The organism is Roseixanthobacter psychrophilus, from assembly GCF_043195195.1.
In the GTDB taxonomy this organism is placed as follows: Bacteria; Pseudomonadota; Alphaproteobacteria; order Rhizobiales; family Xanthobacteraceae; genus NCEH01.
Genome location: NZ_JBAFWT010000069.1, coordinates 1 through 15,769, shown reverse-complemented (window position 1 = coordinate 15,769; position 15,769 = coordinate 1). Strand labels below are relative to the sequence as shown.

At 62.6% G+C, this 15,769-nt stretch carries 13 protein-coding genes and 1 pseudogene; all 14 read left to right on the top strand.

Annotated elements, in window-relative coordinates; translation table 11 throughout:
* Positions 1–299, top strand: a 299-nt coding sequence (locus V5F77_RS27105) for a hypothetical protein (RefSeq protein WP_429008203.1), incomplete at its 5' end; no start/stop codon positions are given.
* A gap of 194 nt (positions 300–493) precedes the next feature.
* Positions 494–604 (top strand): annotated as a pseudogene (locus tag V5F77_RS27100) (IS3 family transposase); the annotation flags it as partial.
* Between the two features lie 154 nt (positions 605–758).
* Positions 759–1,454, top strand: coding sequence for a GntR family transcriptional regulator (locus tag V5F77_RS27095; RefSeq protein WP_429008202.1), 696 nt, complete (start codon positions 759–761; stop codon positions 1,452–1,454).
* A gap of 81 nt (positions 1,455–1,535) precedes the next feature.
* Complete coding sequence (locus tag V5F77_RS27090; RefSeq protein WP_429008201.1) at positions 1,536–2,453, top strand: NAD(P)-dependent oxidoreductase; 918 nt, start codon at positions 1,536–1,538, stop codon at positions 2,451–2,453.
* A 236-nt stretch (positions 2,454–2,689) separates the two neighbouring features.
* The gene (locus V5F77_RS27085; protein ID WP_429008200.1) at positions 2,690–3,655 is read left to right on the top strand and encodes a Bug family tripartite tricarboxylate transporter substrate binding protein; all 966 of its coding nucleotides are present in this window, start codon (positions 2,690–2,692) and stop codon (positions 3,653–3,655) included.
* A gap of 113 nt (positions 3,656–3,768) precedes the next feature.
* A complete protein-coding gene (locus V5F77_RS27080) occupies positions 3,769–4,242 on the top strand; it encodes a tripartite tricarboxylate transporter TctB family protein (protein ID WP_429008199.1) in 474 nt (157 codons plus the stop codon).
* Positions 4,233–5,741 (top strand): tripartite tricarboxylate transporter permease, encoded by a 1,509-nt coding sequence (locus V5F77_RS27075; protein ID WP_429008198.1) that lies wholly within the window; start codon positions 4,233–4,235, stop codon positions 5,739–5,741. The genes V5F77_RS27080 and V5F77_RS27075 overlap by 10 nt, the downstream gene beginning before the upstream one ends.
* Before the next feature lie 52 nt (positions 5,742–5,793).
* On the top strand, positions 5,794–6,711 hold the full coding sequence (locus V5F77_RS27070) for an SDR family NAD(P)-dependent oxidoreductase (RefSeq protein WP_429008197.1): 918 nt from the start codon (positions 5,794–5,796) through the stop codon (positions 6,709–6,711).
* 54 nt (positions 6,712–6,765) lie between these two features.
* Positions 6,766–9,168, top strand: coding sequence for a CaiB/BaiF CoA-transferase family protein (locus tag V5F77_RS27065; RefSeq protein ID WP_429008196.1), 2,403 nt, complete (start codon positions 6,766–6,768; stop codon positions 9,166–9,168).
* Between the two features lie 42 nt (positions 9,169–9,210).
* Positions 9,211–10,383: a thiolase domain-containing protein gene (locus V5F77_RS27060; protein ID WP_429008195.1), complete on the top strand. Its 1,173-nt coding sequence runs from the start codon at positions 9,211–9,213 to the stop codon at positions 10,381–10,383.
* Positions 10,380–10,769: a Zn-ribbon domain-containing OB-fold protein gene (locus V5F77_RS27055; RefSeq protein ID WP_429008194.1), complete on the top strand. Its 390-nt coding sequence runs from the start codon at positions 10,380–10,382 to the stop codon at positions 10,767–10,769. The genes V5F77_RS27060 and V5F77_RS27055 overlap by 4 nt, the downstream gene beginning before the upstream one ends.
* 97 nt (positions 10,770–10,866) lie before the next feature.
* Entirely contained in the window at positions 10,867–14,229 is a 3,363-nt protein-coding gene (locus V5F77_RS27050; protein ID WP_429008193.1) for an acetyl-CoA carboxylase family protein, read from the top strand.
* 27 nt (positions 14,230–14,256) lie between these two features.
* Positions 14,257–14,715, top strand: coding sequence for a MaoC family dehydratase (locus tag V5F77_RS27045; RefSeq protein ID WP_429008192.1), 459 nt, complete (start codon positions 14,257–14,259; stop codon positions 14,713–14,715).
* A 405-nt stretch (positions 14,716–15,120) separates the two neighbouring features.
* The gene (locus tag V5F77_RS27040; protein ID WP_429008191.1) at positions 15,121–15,540 is read left to right on the top strand and encodes a carboxymuconolactone decarboxylase family protein; all 420 of its coding nucleotides are present in this window, start codon (positions 15,121–15,123) and stop codon (positions 15,538–15,540) included.
* Positions 15,541–15,769 lie beyond the last annotated feature (229 nt).

Sequence of the window (15,769 nt, the reverse complement as noted above, 5' to 3'; positions counted from 1 at the left end):
CCGTCTATGTGCCCAGTGCCATCGCGCTCGCGATGGCATGGCGTGGATGGCGCGGGGCGGCCGCCATGACGATCGTCAACGGCCTGCTTGTCGGAGCGGCATTTTCCGAGGTTCATCTATGGCGTCCCAGCATCCCGCTCTGGGGGTTGTGGAACGACAATTTCTTTATCCTCGGTGCGGACTGGATCAGTTGGACGATCCTTGCCCTGACGGTTCTGGTCGGGGCATGCGTCGCGATGGCGGGAGCCTATGCCATGGGGCTGAACTGGGTGGAGCGAAGGGCATCGCCGATCAGCTGAGGAGGCAACTGTGAATAAGCGCCCAAGCGGGGCCCCGCCTTTAATGGCTTCAATGCATTGAAATTACTTCAGGAATCTTATTTCGACTTGGGTCCCGATCGGCGCCGACGGGAATCCCATCTTTGAAGTTTATGAGCTGAATTAAGGAGTTAGGCCGCGTCTAATCGGGGCCCCGTCTCCACGCTTATTCACACATCTGCCGCGAGGTGGGTTATCCGCGGGCCATCCGGGTCGACCAGGGCAGCGAGTTCATGTCGCGCGATCTCGATCCCTGGGCCTATGTGAAGGACGTCACGCTCGACTTCTTCATAGGGTCCGCTTTGTAAGCCTTGGAATGCCAATCTCTATCTCAAACCACTTGCCGCCACATGCCTCGCCCGCGGCGGCTTTCAAGGAACAACGTGTTTCCTGACAGATTGCCTGATTGACGGGAGGGCGGGACGGATGCCAAATTTTAGCATGAGCAACATAGATCTCCAGATTCCGCGGCACGCTGCAACCTTGCGCCTCCTGGTCGAGGACAGGATTCGCACCGCCATTGCGACTGGCCACTTCAAGCCGGGTCAGCGTCTGATCGAGCGCGAGTTGTGCGAACAGATCGGCGTCGGCCGAACATCGGTGCGCGAGGCGTTGCGTCAGCTCGAGGCGGAGGGCCTCGTGGTGACCGTGCCGCACCGTGGGCCGGAGGTGAGTTCGATCAGCTACGAGGAGGCGTGCCAGCTCTACGAGGTGCGGGCATTGCTGGAAGGGTTTGCTGGCCGGAGCTTCGCGGAGCGCGGAAGCGATGCCGACCTTGTGGAACTTGGTCGGGCCGTCGCTGGCTTCCGCAAGGCGGCCGAGAGTGGCGACAACTCGATGCTCGTTGCCGCTAAAACGCGGTTCTACGCTGTGCTGACCGAAGGTGCCCGAAATGTCTTCGTGAAACAGTCGCTGACGACTTTGCACAACCGCATCACGCTGCTGCGCGTGACATCGATGAATCAGGAAGGCCGGCTGGCTGATAGCGTGTCCGAGATCGAGGCGATTTATGAGGCGATCCGCGACCATGACGGGGACCGGGCGGAGGCTGCATGCCGATACCACATCGATAGGGCGGCGAGGGTGGCGCTCGCTGTCCTCGCCAAGGAGGCTGCTCCAGCTGCGCGTAGAGATTGACAGATTGTCTGATTGATGGGAATCTGCCCTATCCGGTCCGTCTGACATACGTTGCGGTGGTCGGTTAGGAGGATAAACGCCATGACGAGCGATCCCATCGTGCCGCCCGCTGCAATTGCCTTGATCGGTCTCGGGCAGATGGGGCTGCCGATGGCGAGGCGCGTGCTCGCGGCCGGCTTCGAGGTGCGGGGGGCTGATCCGGTCGAGGCGTCACGGCTCACCCTGACAGATGCCGGAGGAAGCGCTTTCGCGAAGGCCGCCGAGGCTGTCTCGGGCGCAAGCGCCGTCATCACCATGTTACCCAACAGCAAGATCGTCCGCGAGGTGCTCCTCGGGGCGGAGGGCATCGCGAGGTTGCTGCCCGCGGGCACCCTCGTCATCGATATGAGTTCGTCGGTTCCCACCGATACGGCGAGCCTCACGGCCGAACTCGCGGGGCTCGACCTCGCGTTGATCGACGCGCCGGTCTCCGGGGGCGTGAAGCGCGCTATCGACGGCTCGCTTGCGATCATGGCCGGCGGTCGGACTGTCGACATCGAGCGGGCCCGACCCATACTCGCCGCCATGGGCAAATCAATCTTCGCCACCGGTCCGATCGGCTCCGGTCATGCCATGAAGGCACTCAACAATTATGTCTCGGCGGCCGGCCTCGTCGCCGCCTGCGAGGCGCTGCTGGTTGCCCGCAATTTCGGCTTGGCGCCGGAGACGGTCGTAGATGTGCTCAATGCCTCGACGGGACGCAACAACTCGACCGAGGTGAAGATGAAGCCGTTTGTCATCAGCGAGGCATTCAACTCGGGCTTCTCGCTCGCGTTGATGGCAAAGGATCTTCGCATCGCGGCCGATCTCGCCAGGCATCTCGACCTGCCATTGCCCCAAATCCAGTCGGTTGCAGCGTTGTGGGAGCAGGCGAGGACTGCACTGCGATCCGATGCGGATCACACTGAAATCTACCGGCACCTGAAGGCAATGGTTGAGGCGACGGAGGCGGCGCAATGAGCGTGAGCACCCAGTCGAGGTTTGGGACGACTCGTGGTGTTCCCGTTGCGGGGTGGGTTCGAACGCAATGCCGTAGTGGCGCCAGCAATGCGCGAGGGCATTGCCGACAGTTTGTCGGATTGTCTGCTAAATTGTGACTGCCGGATTGTCTGATAGGAGACTTTCGACTACAAGCTTTGCTGGGCGCCGGCTGAAAGGCGCTGATAGCCCAAAAAAACAGAATACGGAGGAAACCCATGTTGCTTTCGAACCTACGCAGGTCGTTCGCGAAATTCGGGTGCATTGCGGCAGCCATCTGCCTTACTCAATCGCCAGCTTTCGCAGAATGGCCCGAGCGCCCTGTCCGGGTTATCGTCGCCTATCCCCCCGGCGGATCGAGCGATTTGCCGGTGCGCGCATTGCTTGACGGCATCAATATAAGCCGAGGCACGAAACTCATTGTGGAGAATCGTGCCGGCGGCTCTGGCATCGTCGGCTTGGAGGCGTGCGCCAAGGCGCCGCCGGATGGCTATACATTCTGCGCCTTCGTCATCAGCTCCATGTGCATCATGCCGAAGCTGCGCGAGCTTCCGTTCGACATTACCCAATACGAGACAGTCGGCCGGTTTGGCACGCTTCTCAATGCCTTCTCGACGCCGATGGATGCTCCGTGGAAGACGATGGGCGAGATGGTGGAGGCCGCGAAGAAGAATCCCGGCAAGTACAAGGTCGGATCATCGGGTATCGGAACCGCGCAGCATCTCGGCGAGGTGGCGCTGATGGATGCAGCGGGTATTTCCCTGGTCCATGTCCCCTACGCGAACTCGGCGGAGATGATCACCGACACGTTGGCGGGACGTCTCAATCTTATTTTCGAGAGTTCGGGCTTTGAGCAATACAAGGCCGGTAAGATTCGCATCCTCGCCGTGAACACGAAGCATCCGAACTTTCCAGAACTGCCGGTGGTCGCAGATGCCGTGCCCGGCTTCGACGTGAAGAGCGAGATCGCGATCTTCGCGCCAAAGGGAACTCCGCCGGAGATTACAAAGAAGTTCTCAGAGATGATGAATGAGGCGGTGGAGCGTCAGGACACCAAGTCGCGCTTGCTTGTCGTCGGTGCCAACGCCCTGACCGATACGCCCGAAGGCATGAAGAAAGAGTTCACCGAGCAGTGCATGAAGATCGGCACGCTCGTAGACAAATTCAACATCAAGCCTGAGTAATCGCCGTCTCCAGGTCCAACGAATGAGGCGGTCCTGCCGCTACAGTTAGTGCCGGCTTTCTGCCGGCAACGGGTGGGTTGTGCGTCGCATCTTGCAAAAGACGGGGCTGCGTAATGCAGCGAACCAACATGAACAGACTTAGGAATATCTGGAGCGAGCAAGATTTTCTCTCGGGAGTTATGTTTTTTCTCATCGGGGGAATTGCCCGTTACATTTCGTACGACTATCCTCTTGGGAGCTTCAGCGCGCTGGGAAGCGGCGCGTTTCCCATGCTTCTGACATGGGCGCTGATGCTGATCGGCGTCGTCCTCATAGTGCGGTCGTTCTTCGTGCCCGGCGCGGCGGCGGCGGGCTGGAATCCGTGGGCGTTGGCGATGATCACGCTGGCGATCTTCAGCTTCCAGTTCCTCATCGATCGCGTCGGCCTTGCCGTCAGCATGCTGTGCCTGATCGCGCTTGCCGCGCTTGGAGGGCGCGAGGCCCGTCCGAAGGAGTTGGCCGTCTTCAGCGCAATCCTGATCGGCCTCTCCATCGGCCTGTTCATTTACGGCCTCGGCATTCCGATAAAGGCGCTCCCATGGAACTGATCACTGCCTTCGAGAACCTCTCGCTCGGTTTCCATGTCGCGCTTTCGCTGCAGAACCTGGCATTTTGCTTTTTCGGCGTTCTGGTGGGAACCGCAATCGGCGTCCTGCCGGGTGTTGGCCCGGTCGCGACCATGGCCCTTCTGCTCCCCGCGACATACTATTTGCCGCCGGCGGGGGCCCTTATCATGCTCGCCGGCATCTATTACGGCGCGCAATATGGCGGCTCGACGACAGCCATTCTGGTCAATCTTCCAGGTGAGGCGTCGTCGGTCGTTACCTGCATCGACGGTCACGCTATGGCGAAGAAGGGACGGGCAGGCCCGGCCCTTGCCATTGCCGCCCTCGGTTCCTTCTTCGCAGGAACGGTCGCGACACTGGCCATCGCGCTTCTCGCGGTGCCGCTTAGCCAGATATCGAACTATATCGGCCCGGCCGAATACTTCTCCCTGATGGCGCTCGGCCTCGTAACGGCGATCGTTCTGGCTCACGGCTCGGTCCTGAAGGCCTGCGGAATGGTTTTTCTCGGCCTGCTACTCGGTATTGTCGGCACCGATCGGACCACGGGACTTCAGCGTTTCACCTTCGACATGTCCTCGCTGTTCGACGGTATCGATTTTGTCATCCTGTCGATGGGCTTGTTCGGCATAGCCGAGATCATCTCCAACATCGGCCGGAGCGAGTCGCGCGACCTCATCACGAAGGGGTTGGGCAAACTGATGCCGTCGCGCGACGATTTCCGGCGCGCCTTTCCGGCGGCGATACGGGGCACTGTGCTGGGTGGTTTCCTCGGCATTCTTCCCGGCGGCGGTGCGACGCTGTCTTCCTTTGCGTCCTATTCGCTTGAAAAGAAGCTTTCCAAGAGGCGGGAGGAGTTCGGCAAGGGCGCCGTGGAAGGGGTTGCGGGTCCCGAATCCGCCAACAACGCGGCGGCGCAGACATCCTTCATCCCGATGCTGACGCTCGGACTCCCGTCCAACGTGGTCATGGCGATGATGATCGGTGGCATGATGGTGCACGGCATCACGCCGGGACCGCGAGTCATGGTCGAACGTCCCGACCTCTTCTGGGGCATGATCGCGAGCATGTGGGTCGGCAATGTGATGCTGCTGGTCCTAAACCTTCCCCTGATCGGGCTTTGGATCCGCCTACTGTCGACGCCCTATCGGCTCCTCGGCATCGCGATCCTGTTCTTCTGCTGCATAGGCGTCTACAGCCTAAATAACAACGCAACCGATGTCGGTCTCATGGCCCTGTTTGGTGTGGTCGGATACGTATTCGCAAAACTCGGATGCGAGCCAGCGCCCTTGCTTCTCGGGTTCGTCCTCGGAGGACCGATGGAAGTGAACATGCGGCGCGCCATGCTGTTCTCCGATGGCAGCATGATGACATTTATTACAAGTCCACTGAGTCTCGCATTTCTTCTATTCGCTGCAATTATTTTGGCATCCGTGCTTTTCCCGAAAATCAAACAGCAGCGGGAAGAGGTGTTCCAAGAATAACGCAGACACTTGATTTTTTCATGATGCCGGCGGTAAATAATAGGGCTCAGAAATGACCAGCAAGATGATGGAAGACAAGGTGGTCGTCGTCACCGGCGCGGGCGGAGGAATCGGGCGCGACATTGCGATCCTCATGGCCAGGGAAGGTGCGCGGGTCATCGTCAATGATGTCGGCGTTTCGCTGAGCGGAGAAGGCGGCTCGTCCACCCCCGCCCAGGAAACCAAGCGCCTCATTGAGGAGGCGGGCGGCGCAGCGGAGATTTGCGCTGAAAGCGTTTCGAACTGGAGCTCGGCCGGCAAGATCATCCAGTCGGCTATGGATCACTTCGGCAGACTCGACGCCGTGGTGAACAACGCCGGCATCCTGCGCGACGCGATCTTTCACAAGATGAACGAGGAGGAATGGCGCGCCGTCATCGATGTGCACCTGCATGGATCGTTCTTCGTCAGCCGCGCGGCGGCGGAAATCTTCCGCAAGCAGGAGAGCGGCGCCTTCGTTCACATGAGCAGCACGTCCGGCCTCATAGGCAATTTCGGACAAGCGAATTACTCGGCCGCCAAGATGGGCATTGTTGGGCTGTCGAAGTCGATCGCGCTCGACATGCACCGCTACAATGTTCGGTCCAATTGCATCGCGCCGAGCGCCTGGAGCCGGATGACCCACGCTATTCCGGCGACGACGCCGGACCAGGAGATGCGCATCGAGCGGCTCAAGAGAATGACTCCGGCCAAGAACGCGCCGCTGACCGTGTTCCTCGCGTCCGATGCCGCGAAGGATGTGACCGGACAGATCTTCGCCGTCCGCATGAACGAAATATTTCTGATAAGCGCAAACCGGCCCGTTCGGGGCATGCACCGCGCGGACGGCTGGACCCCGAAATCCATTTCCGAAGAGCTGATCCCTGCCGTGAGACCGATGTTCACCCCGTTGGACCGCACGCAGGATGTGTTCCCCTGGGATCCGATCTGAACGCGCACAAATGGGCGGTGCCCGTCGGGCTGCCTCTCTCATGGGATGAATACAATGGTGCTTGGCAATTGCCGGGTGGTCGAACTCGGCACCGGACAGACGTTGGCCTACGCGGGCAAGCTTTTTGCCGATTTTGGCGCGGACGTCGTCAAGATCGAGGCACCCGGTGGCGATCCGGCGCGCCGCGAGGCACCGCTGGTCGATACGGGCAATGGCGTCATGCAGGGTGCCCTGTTCGCCTGGCTGAACACCAACAAGTCCAGCCTCGTGGCCGATCTGTCGCAGGAAGATCCTGCCCCCGCGCTGCTGGATGCGATCCGAACATGCGACGTTCTCCTCGACGCACGTGAGCCGCGTGTGATCGCCGACGGCGTGCTTCCGCATGCGAGGATCCGGGAATTGAACCCGGAAGCGACGATCGTGAGCGTGAGCTGGTTCGGAGCGACGGGACCGTACCGCGACTTCGAAGGCTCCGACGTGGTCTGCCGTGCGCTCGCCGGCGTGATCGCGCCGGTCGGGCCGGTCGAACGGCCAATGACGCTGAGCGACCATCAAGCCGACATCGTAGCCGCGGTGACCTGCTTCACTGCCGGCCTGACCGGACTGATGACCAAGGAGAGAGGTAAGTCTTTCTCCGTCAGTTCCCTGGAAGCCTGCATCGTGCTGGCCGAATGGCATTATGCGCAAAGCGACCCGGCGATGGGCAGACGCTGCGGCGTAAACCGGTTTCCAAACACCTATCCCGTCGGCATCTTCCCCGCCAGGGAGGGCTGGATCGGCATCGGGGTGTCGACGGTTCCGCAGTGGCGCGAGTTCTGCGATCTGTTCGGCATTCCCGATGCCGACAATCCGCGCTACGCAACCGGCGCAGACCGCGCCCGGCTCGCCGATGAAATCGATAGCCTCTACGTGCCACAACTGAAGAACCGGACGGCGTCCGAGTGGTTCGAGGAAGCACTGAAACGACGGCTTCCCTTCGCGGTGGTGCCGGAGATGAGCGATCTGCTCGACCCAGCTGGAAGTTTCGCGTCGGCTTTTGCCGAGGTGAGGATTGGCAACGCCGCGTTCCGGGCGCCTACCCTCCCGATACGGCTACCCATGAGCGATCAGCTGCGCAATGGAGCAGCGCCGCTGCTCGGCGAAAGCGCCCCAGAGCGTGTCTCTCCCCCCATTCGGGGATTTTCCCGCTACGGTGGACCCGCAGGTCCTCTCGAAGGGCTTCGCATCGTCGATCTGTCGATGGGTTGGGCGGGGCCGCTCGTGACGCGGCAGATCGCCGACCTCGGCGCACAGGTGATCAAGGTCGAAGCCTGCGGCTACGCCGACTGGTGGCGCGGCAATGACATCCGCCCGGTCTTCTTCGAGGAAAAACGGTATGAGAAGAATCCCGGCTTCACCGCTTTGAACCGGAACAAGATCGACGTCACGCTCGACCTCACGCATCCGGACGGTGTGGCACTGCTGAAGCGGCTGGTCCGCGGCGCCGACGTGGTCGTCGAGAACTACGCCCGCGACGTGCTGCCGAAGCTGAAGCTGGATTATCCGGTGCTGCGCGCGGAGAAGCGCGATCTCGTCATGTTGTCCATGGCGGCATTTCCGCAAGGGATGTGCGACGCGGCCCGCGCCTATGGCTATACGCTGGAGCAAGCCTCCGGCCTGCCCCTGGTTGCCGGCGACGCGACGACAGGCCCTATGCTGATCCACTACGCCTATGGCGATCCGATCGCCGGGCTGAACGGCATGGCGGCGCTCCTCCTCGCGCTGCTGCACCGCGACCAGACCGGTCAGGGACAGCATGTCGATCTCGCCCAGGTCGAATGTCTCTTCCCGCATCTGGCGCCCTGGGCCATCGAATGCGGCGTCACCGGCAAGACCGCCGGGCGGGTCGGCAACCGGCATCCCCACCATTCGCCGAGCGGCGTCTACCGATGTGACGGCGCTGACGCCTGGGTGTTCATCTCGGTCCTCGACGACGCCATGTGGAAGCGTCTCTGCGAGACCGTGGAACGTTCGGATTGGCGGGACGATCCGTCGATGCAGGATCATGAACAGCGTGACCGTCAGGCCGAACGGATCGAGAAGGCGATATCAGCCTGGACATCCCGCCGCTCGCCCCAGGATGCGATGGAGGTCCTGCAGGCGAACAGGGTCGCAACCGGCGTGGTCCGTAGTCCCTTCCACATAAAGGATGATCCGCATCTGCGGGCTCGTCATTTCTGGCAGACCGCCCAGCATCCGTTCGCGGGATCATTCACGCACTCGTCTCTGCCTATCCAGGAAGGGCAGCAACACTACGTGTTGAAGCGGGTGGCGCCGACGCTCGGGCAGGACAACGACTTCGTCCTGGGTGAACTGCTCGGCCTCTCGCCAGTGGAAATCGCCGATCTGGCCGCGCGGGGCATCATCGGAACGGAGGCGCGCCCGCCGGCACCTCGCCGAAAGCTCGCATCAGCCTGATCCCCGTCGAATCGTGGGGAACACGAGAATGGGAATTCGCCTGTGACACGGAAAGTACACGCCTGCATCGTCGGTGCCTTCGAGCATCCGACACGGAAAGCGCCGGATAAGACGACCATCCAGCTGCACGCCGAGGCCGCCATCGGCGCGCTCAAGGATGCGGGCCTGACGATGGCCGACGTCGACGGCTATTTCTGCGCCGGGGATGCGCCGAGCATCGGCCCGACATCGGTCGTGGAGTATCTCAACCTGACCCTCAGCCATACGGACTCGACCGAGCTCGGCGGCTGTTCGCCGATCGCCCATATCGGCCATGCGGTCCAGGCAATTGCCATGGGCAAGTGCAACGTCGCGCTGATCACGCTGGCCGGGCGGCCGCGAAGCGAGGGTGTCGCCACCGGTACCACGCCGCGCCCACCGAACTTCGCCCAGCCCGAAGCCTCGTTTGAATATGCGTATGGCCCGGTGAACGCCAATATCTACGGCATGTGCGCTGCCCGCCACATGTATGAGTATGGCACGACGTCGGAGCAACTTGCTTGGATCAAGGTGGCCGCCAGCCATCATGCGCAGCACAACCCGAACGCCATGCTCAAGAACGTCGTGACGGTGGAGGAAGTGCTGGCCTCGCCGATGATCTCGACCCCGCTTCACCGGCTCGACTGCTGCGTGGTTTCGGATGGTGGCGGCGCGGTGATCGTGACCCGACCGGAGATCGCCCGCTCGCTCAGCCGCCCGGTCATCAACATCCTCGGAACGGCGGAGACGGTGAAGCATCAGAGCGCCGGCTATCCGGACATCGTGAGTTCCGGCGCGAGCAGAACCGGCCCCGCGGCGTTCGCCGAGGCGAAGATCAAGCCCGCCGATATCAAATATGCCTCGGTCTATGACAGCTTCACCATCACCGTCCTGATGCAGCTCGAGGATCTCGGCTTCTGCGCGAAGGGGAGCGGGGGAAAATTCGTTGCCGACGGCAATTTGATCTCGGGCGTCGGCAAGCTGCCTTGGAACACCGATGGTGGCGGCCTTTGCAACAACCATCCCGCCAATCGTGGTGGCATCACCAAGATCATTGAAGCAGTCCGGCAGCTGCGCGGTGAGGCGCATCCGAAGGTGCAGGTGCCGAACTGCGACCTCGCGCTGGCTCATGGCACCGGCTTCCAGCTCGCCACGCGCCATGGCAGCGCAACCGTGATCATGGAGCGCGCGCAATGAGCCCCTCGAAGCTGCCCGACCCGGTCGTCAACCCGGAGACGGTCGAATACTGGACCGCCGCCAAGGAAGGGCGCCTGATCGTCCGGCATTGCCGGAGTTGCGACAGGCCGCATCACTATCCGCGCGCCATCTGCCCGTTCTGCCAGAGCGATGATCTCGACTGGCAGGTCACGGCAGGAACCGGCACGCTCTATTCGTTCAGCCACATGAAGGCGGCGTCGGAACCCTATGTCATGGCCTTCGTCACCATGGACGAAGGTCCGACCATGATGACCAACATCGTCGACACCGATCCGGACACGCTGGCGATCGGCGATCGCGTGGAGGTGGTTTTCGCTCCATCGGCCGGCGAGTGGCGTTACCCCATGTTCCGTAAAGTGACATGACGAGCACCGGCAAGGCGTTGCGGCTGCTGCGCCTTCGCGTGATGACCCCCGCGAATGCTGCCGCGGCGGGCGAGCCGGCCCTGAATCGAAGCGAACCATGAACCGGGCAGTGGACCCGGCGGGAGTGAACATCTTGGCAACCACCGCACCGGCCATCCGACGGCTGCTGATCGCCAATCGCGGCGAGATCGCTATCCGCATCGCGCGCGCGGCAGCCGAACTCGGCATCGAGACCGTGGGCATCCATTCGCGCGACGACGCGGAATCGCTTCATGTCAGCCAGTGCGATGTCGCCGTGGAACTTCGGGAAGCGGGTCCCAAGGCCTATCTGGACATAGAAGAGGTGGTCGCCGTCGCAAAGCGGCAGAACTGCCAGGCAATCCATCCCGGCTATGGGTTTCTGAGCGAGAACGCCACCTTTGCGCGCCGTTGCCTTGATGAAGGAATCGTCTTCATAGGCCCGTCGCCCGAGACGCTGGAGCTTTTCGGCGACAAGGTCAGCGCCCGCGCTTTCGCGCGCGACAATGCCGTGCCGCTTCCCAGCGGCACGTTCGGGCCGACGACGATCGAGGAGGCCAAGACCTTCTTCGCGAGCCTTCCTGCCGGCGGCGCGATGATGATCAAGGCGCTGGCGGGCGGTGGCGGCCGTGGCATGCGGATCGTGCTGAGCGCCGAGGAAGTCGAACCAGCCTACGTCGCCTGCTCCGCAGAGGCGCTGCTTTCCTTCGGCAGCGGTGCATTGTACGTCGAGGAACTGGTTCGCAATTGCCGGCACGTGGAAGTGCAGATCGTGGGTGACGGTTCCGCGTCCCCCGTCGCGCTCGGCGAGCGCGAATGCAGTCTGCAGCGCCGCAACCAGAAGGTGATCGAGATCGCGCCGTGCCCGGGGCTCGCCGAGGAGGTACGCCAGGCGCTTGCAGACGCGTCGATCCGCATGGCCGGCGCTGTCGGCTATAAGGGGCTCGGCACTTTCGAGTTTCTGGTGCCGCTCGATGCCGGCACCGCGTCGAGCCCGTTCCTGTTCATTGAAGCCAATCCGCGCGTCCAGGTGGAGCACACCATCACCGATCAGGTGTTCGGCGTCGATCTGGTGAAAGCGCAGATCCGGATCGCCAACGGCGCGGACCTCGACGAGGTCGGCCTGCGTGATCCGCGTGCCGCCACGCCCAAGGGCGTTGCGATCCAGTGCCGGGTCAATCTCGAAACCATCGACGAGACGGGCGAAGTCGTGCCCTCCTCGGGTACGATCGGCATCTACGAGCCGCCCTCCGGTCTGGGTATCCGCGTCGACGGCTTCGGATATGCCGGCTACAGCAACAGCCCGCGCTTCGACTCCCTGCTTGCCAAGCTGATCGTCTTCACGGTTGCCAGTGAGGACTTCGAGACGATCCTCAGGCGTGCGCGACGCGCTGTGGACGATTTCACGGTAACCGGCGTGGCGACCAATCTGTCGTTCCTCGCCAACCTGCTCGATCGGCCGGAACTCGCCGCCGGGCAAGTGCACACGCGCTTCATCGACCAGCATATCGCGGAACTCGCCCGCCCGCGGGACCGGAAGAGCAGGACGCCGCGGAGGCTCGCCGATCCGGCGAAGGTCGCACAGGATTACGTTGCGGGGCCGGGTGAACTGCCCGTGCATTCGCCGATGAACGGCGTGCTGGTGGCGCTCATGGTCGGGCCGGGCGATCGCGTGGTGGCCGGCCAGCCGATCGCCACCGTCGAGGCGATGAAGATGCAATCGGTCGTGAAGAGCCCGGCGACCGGCGAAGTCGTGCGTGTGCTTGCCCGTAGCGACAGCGTGATCTCGGCCGATGCGCCCTTCTGCATCATCGCGCAGGACGACGAATCGACCGAGGTCGTCGCCTATGAGGAGACGCCGCTCGACCTCGACGCGATCCGCGAGGATCTTGCCGAGCTGCGGCTGAGGAAATCCTACGGCGAGGACGAGCAGCGCTCCGAGGCCGTCGCGGCGCGGCGCAAGCATGGCAAGCGCACGGCGCGGGAAAATCTGCACGATCTCGTGGACGAAGGGACCTTCCTTGAGTTCGGCGCGCTGGCGATCGCCGCCCAGCGCAGCCGGCATCCGGTCGACACCTTGATGCGGACGACACCAGGCGACGGCATCATCACCGGCATCGGCCGCATCAACGGAGAGGTCTTCGGACCTGAGCGTTCGTCCTGCGCGGTGGCGATATACGACTACACGGTATTGGCCGGCACGCAGGGCTTCATGGCCCACAAGAAGCAGGACCGCCTCTTCAATCTCGCGAACGAGCTGAAAGTGCCCCTCGTCCTGTACGCCGAAGGCGGCGGCGGCCGCCCCGGGGATACGGACAAGTATCTCTTGACCGGCGGCGCGGTCGGGTCCCCGATCTTCGGCGCGTTGGGCCGCCTGAGCGGCAGGGTGCCGCTTGTCGGGGTGGTATCCGGCCGCTGCTTCGCCGGCAATGCCGCGCTCCTCGGGTCGTGCGACGTCATCATCGCCACCGACGACGCCAATCTCGGCATGGCGGGGCCGGCCATGATCGACGGAGCCGGGCTCGGGGTTTTCCGGGCCGAGGAGATTGGTCCCGCATCGGTGCAGGAGCGCAACGGCGTCATCGACGTGCTGACCAGGGACGAACGGGAAGCAACGGCGGCAGCGAAGAAATATCTGAGCTATTTCCAGGGCGACTTGAAGGACTGGACCTGCGGCGATCAACGTGCCCTCCGCTTCGCGGTGCCGCAGAATCGCAAGCAGGCATTCGACATCCGCCAGACCATTCGCACGCTTTGCGATGACGGTTCGGTGCTCGAGCTGCGGCCGAAGTTCGGCCGCAGCCTGGTGACGGCCCTGGTGCGCATCGAGGGGCGTCCCATGGGGCTGATCGCCAATGATTCGTCTGTGCTCGGCGGTGCCCTGGATGCGGACGCCTCGTTGAAAGGCACCCGGCTTGCCCAGCTATGCGACGCATTCAACCTGCCATTGATCGCCCTCGTCGATACGCCCGGCTTCATGGTGGGGCCGGAGGCCGAGGCGGAAGCGCTGGTGCGCAAGGCATGCGGCCTGTTCGTCGCGGGCGCGAACCTGGACATACCGGTATTCACGATCATCGTCCGCAAATGCTACGGGCTTGGTGCGCAGGCAACGGCAGCCGGCCACCTGCTCGGGTCGTCTTTCTGCGTCGCCTGGCCGACCGGCGAGCTCGGCGGCATGGGGTTCGAGGGCGCCGTCAGGCTGGCGCATCGCAAGGAACTCGCGGCGATCGCCGACCCGGATGAGCGCGAGCGCGAATTCGAGCGGCACGTCAACGAGATGTACATGCGCGGCCGGGGCCTCAATGCCGCTTCGGTACTGGAGCTTGACGATGTGATCGATCCTGCCGACACGCGTCGCTGGATCACCGGCATGATGCTGGCGCGCAATTCTCTCTCGCGATGGCACCAGGACAAGAAGCGGCCGTCGGTGCCCACATGGTGACCCGGCATCGAAACAGGGGAGGGGCAGTTGCTCGTTGTCGCCAATACACAGGATCTCAGCGCTCATATCGGCCGAAAGCTCGGCCCGACAGAGTGGCTGCAGATCACGCAGGATCGAATTGATGCGTTCGCCGACTGCACCGGCGATCACCAGTGGATTCACGTCGATACCGAGCGGGCCGCCCGCGAGATGCCGAGCGGCAGGACGATCGCGCATGGCTGGCTGACAGTGTCGCTGCTGCCGCATTTCATACCGCAGCTCTACCGCATCGAGGGCGTTTCGCGAAGGGTGAACTATGGGAGCAATCGGCTCAGATTTATCCAGGTCGTTCCCGCCGACTCCCGCATTCGCGCGTGGCTCACAATACTTGACCTGCAATCACGGCATGGCGGTACCGAAATCACGACGGAAGTCGAGATCGAGCTTGAAGGCTCCAGCAAGCCGGCGCTGCTCCTCGAGCATCTCGCTATTGCCTATGACGACTGAGAATTGGCGCATGGTCAGGTGCGGTGCCGTAGAGGCCATCGAGAGGCGCTTCGGCGATGAACGGCATGGTCGCGCGGAACAGCGGTATTCCGCTCTCGGTTCGACCTGGTCTCTCCCGCTCAGCGCTCAGCTCACGCGTTACGAGAGACTTTATGATCAGACAATCCGTTAATCAGATTGACGATGAGGCGTAATACTCTATCCTGGTAGGCAACAGTGAGCCGCTAGGTCAACCGCCTTTTTGGTTTGCGTCGCTCCTCCCAATGGCCGCCGCGCTGCCGGTTCACATCCGGCGCGTGGCGCCGATGGGGAGAAGCACGAACTCTCGAAACCACGCCGTCGACGGGCCGGTTCCGCCCCTGGGGCGGTTCGGAACAATGATCGTCATAAAGAAGGGGATTGCCCATGTCCGATCAGCAGCAGTTCGAGAAAGGACTCGAGGTCCGCCGCAAGGTGCTCGGGTCCGAATATGTCGATGGCAGCATCGCCAAGGCCGATGATTTTATGATGGCCTTCCAGAATATCACCACGGAATGGTGCTGGGGTTATGCCTGGACACGGCCAGGGCTCGAGCACAAGACACGCTCGATGCTGAATCTGGCCATGCTCACGGCGCTCGGCAAGCCGGCCGAACTCAGGCTGCATGTGAAGGGAGCCTTGTCCAACGGCGTGACCGTCGATGAGATCAAGGAAATCCTCCTTCATGCCACCGTTTATTGCGGCATTCCTGCCGGTCTGGACGCCTTCAAGGCGGCGCACGAAGTGCTGAAAGCGGAGGGGGCTGTGCCTGCCGACAAAGGAAAGAATGGGGGAGCCGCGCTCTGACGGCTCGGCACTGCGCTTAGCGGCAAGGCCGGGCTTTCGACACTGTCCAGCGCGCCGCGCTGAATGGGATTGCGGGTGTCGCCTGGCGAATTCTTCCGCGCGGCGGAAGCTTGCGAGTCCATGGAAGGTCTTGTCGACGGTTGCGCACGGGTGAGGCCCTTCCAGCGTCTGGGTAGACTCGCCTATGCGCTGAGGAGAAGCGAAGATGGTGATCTCCGGCAAGCACTAA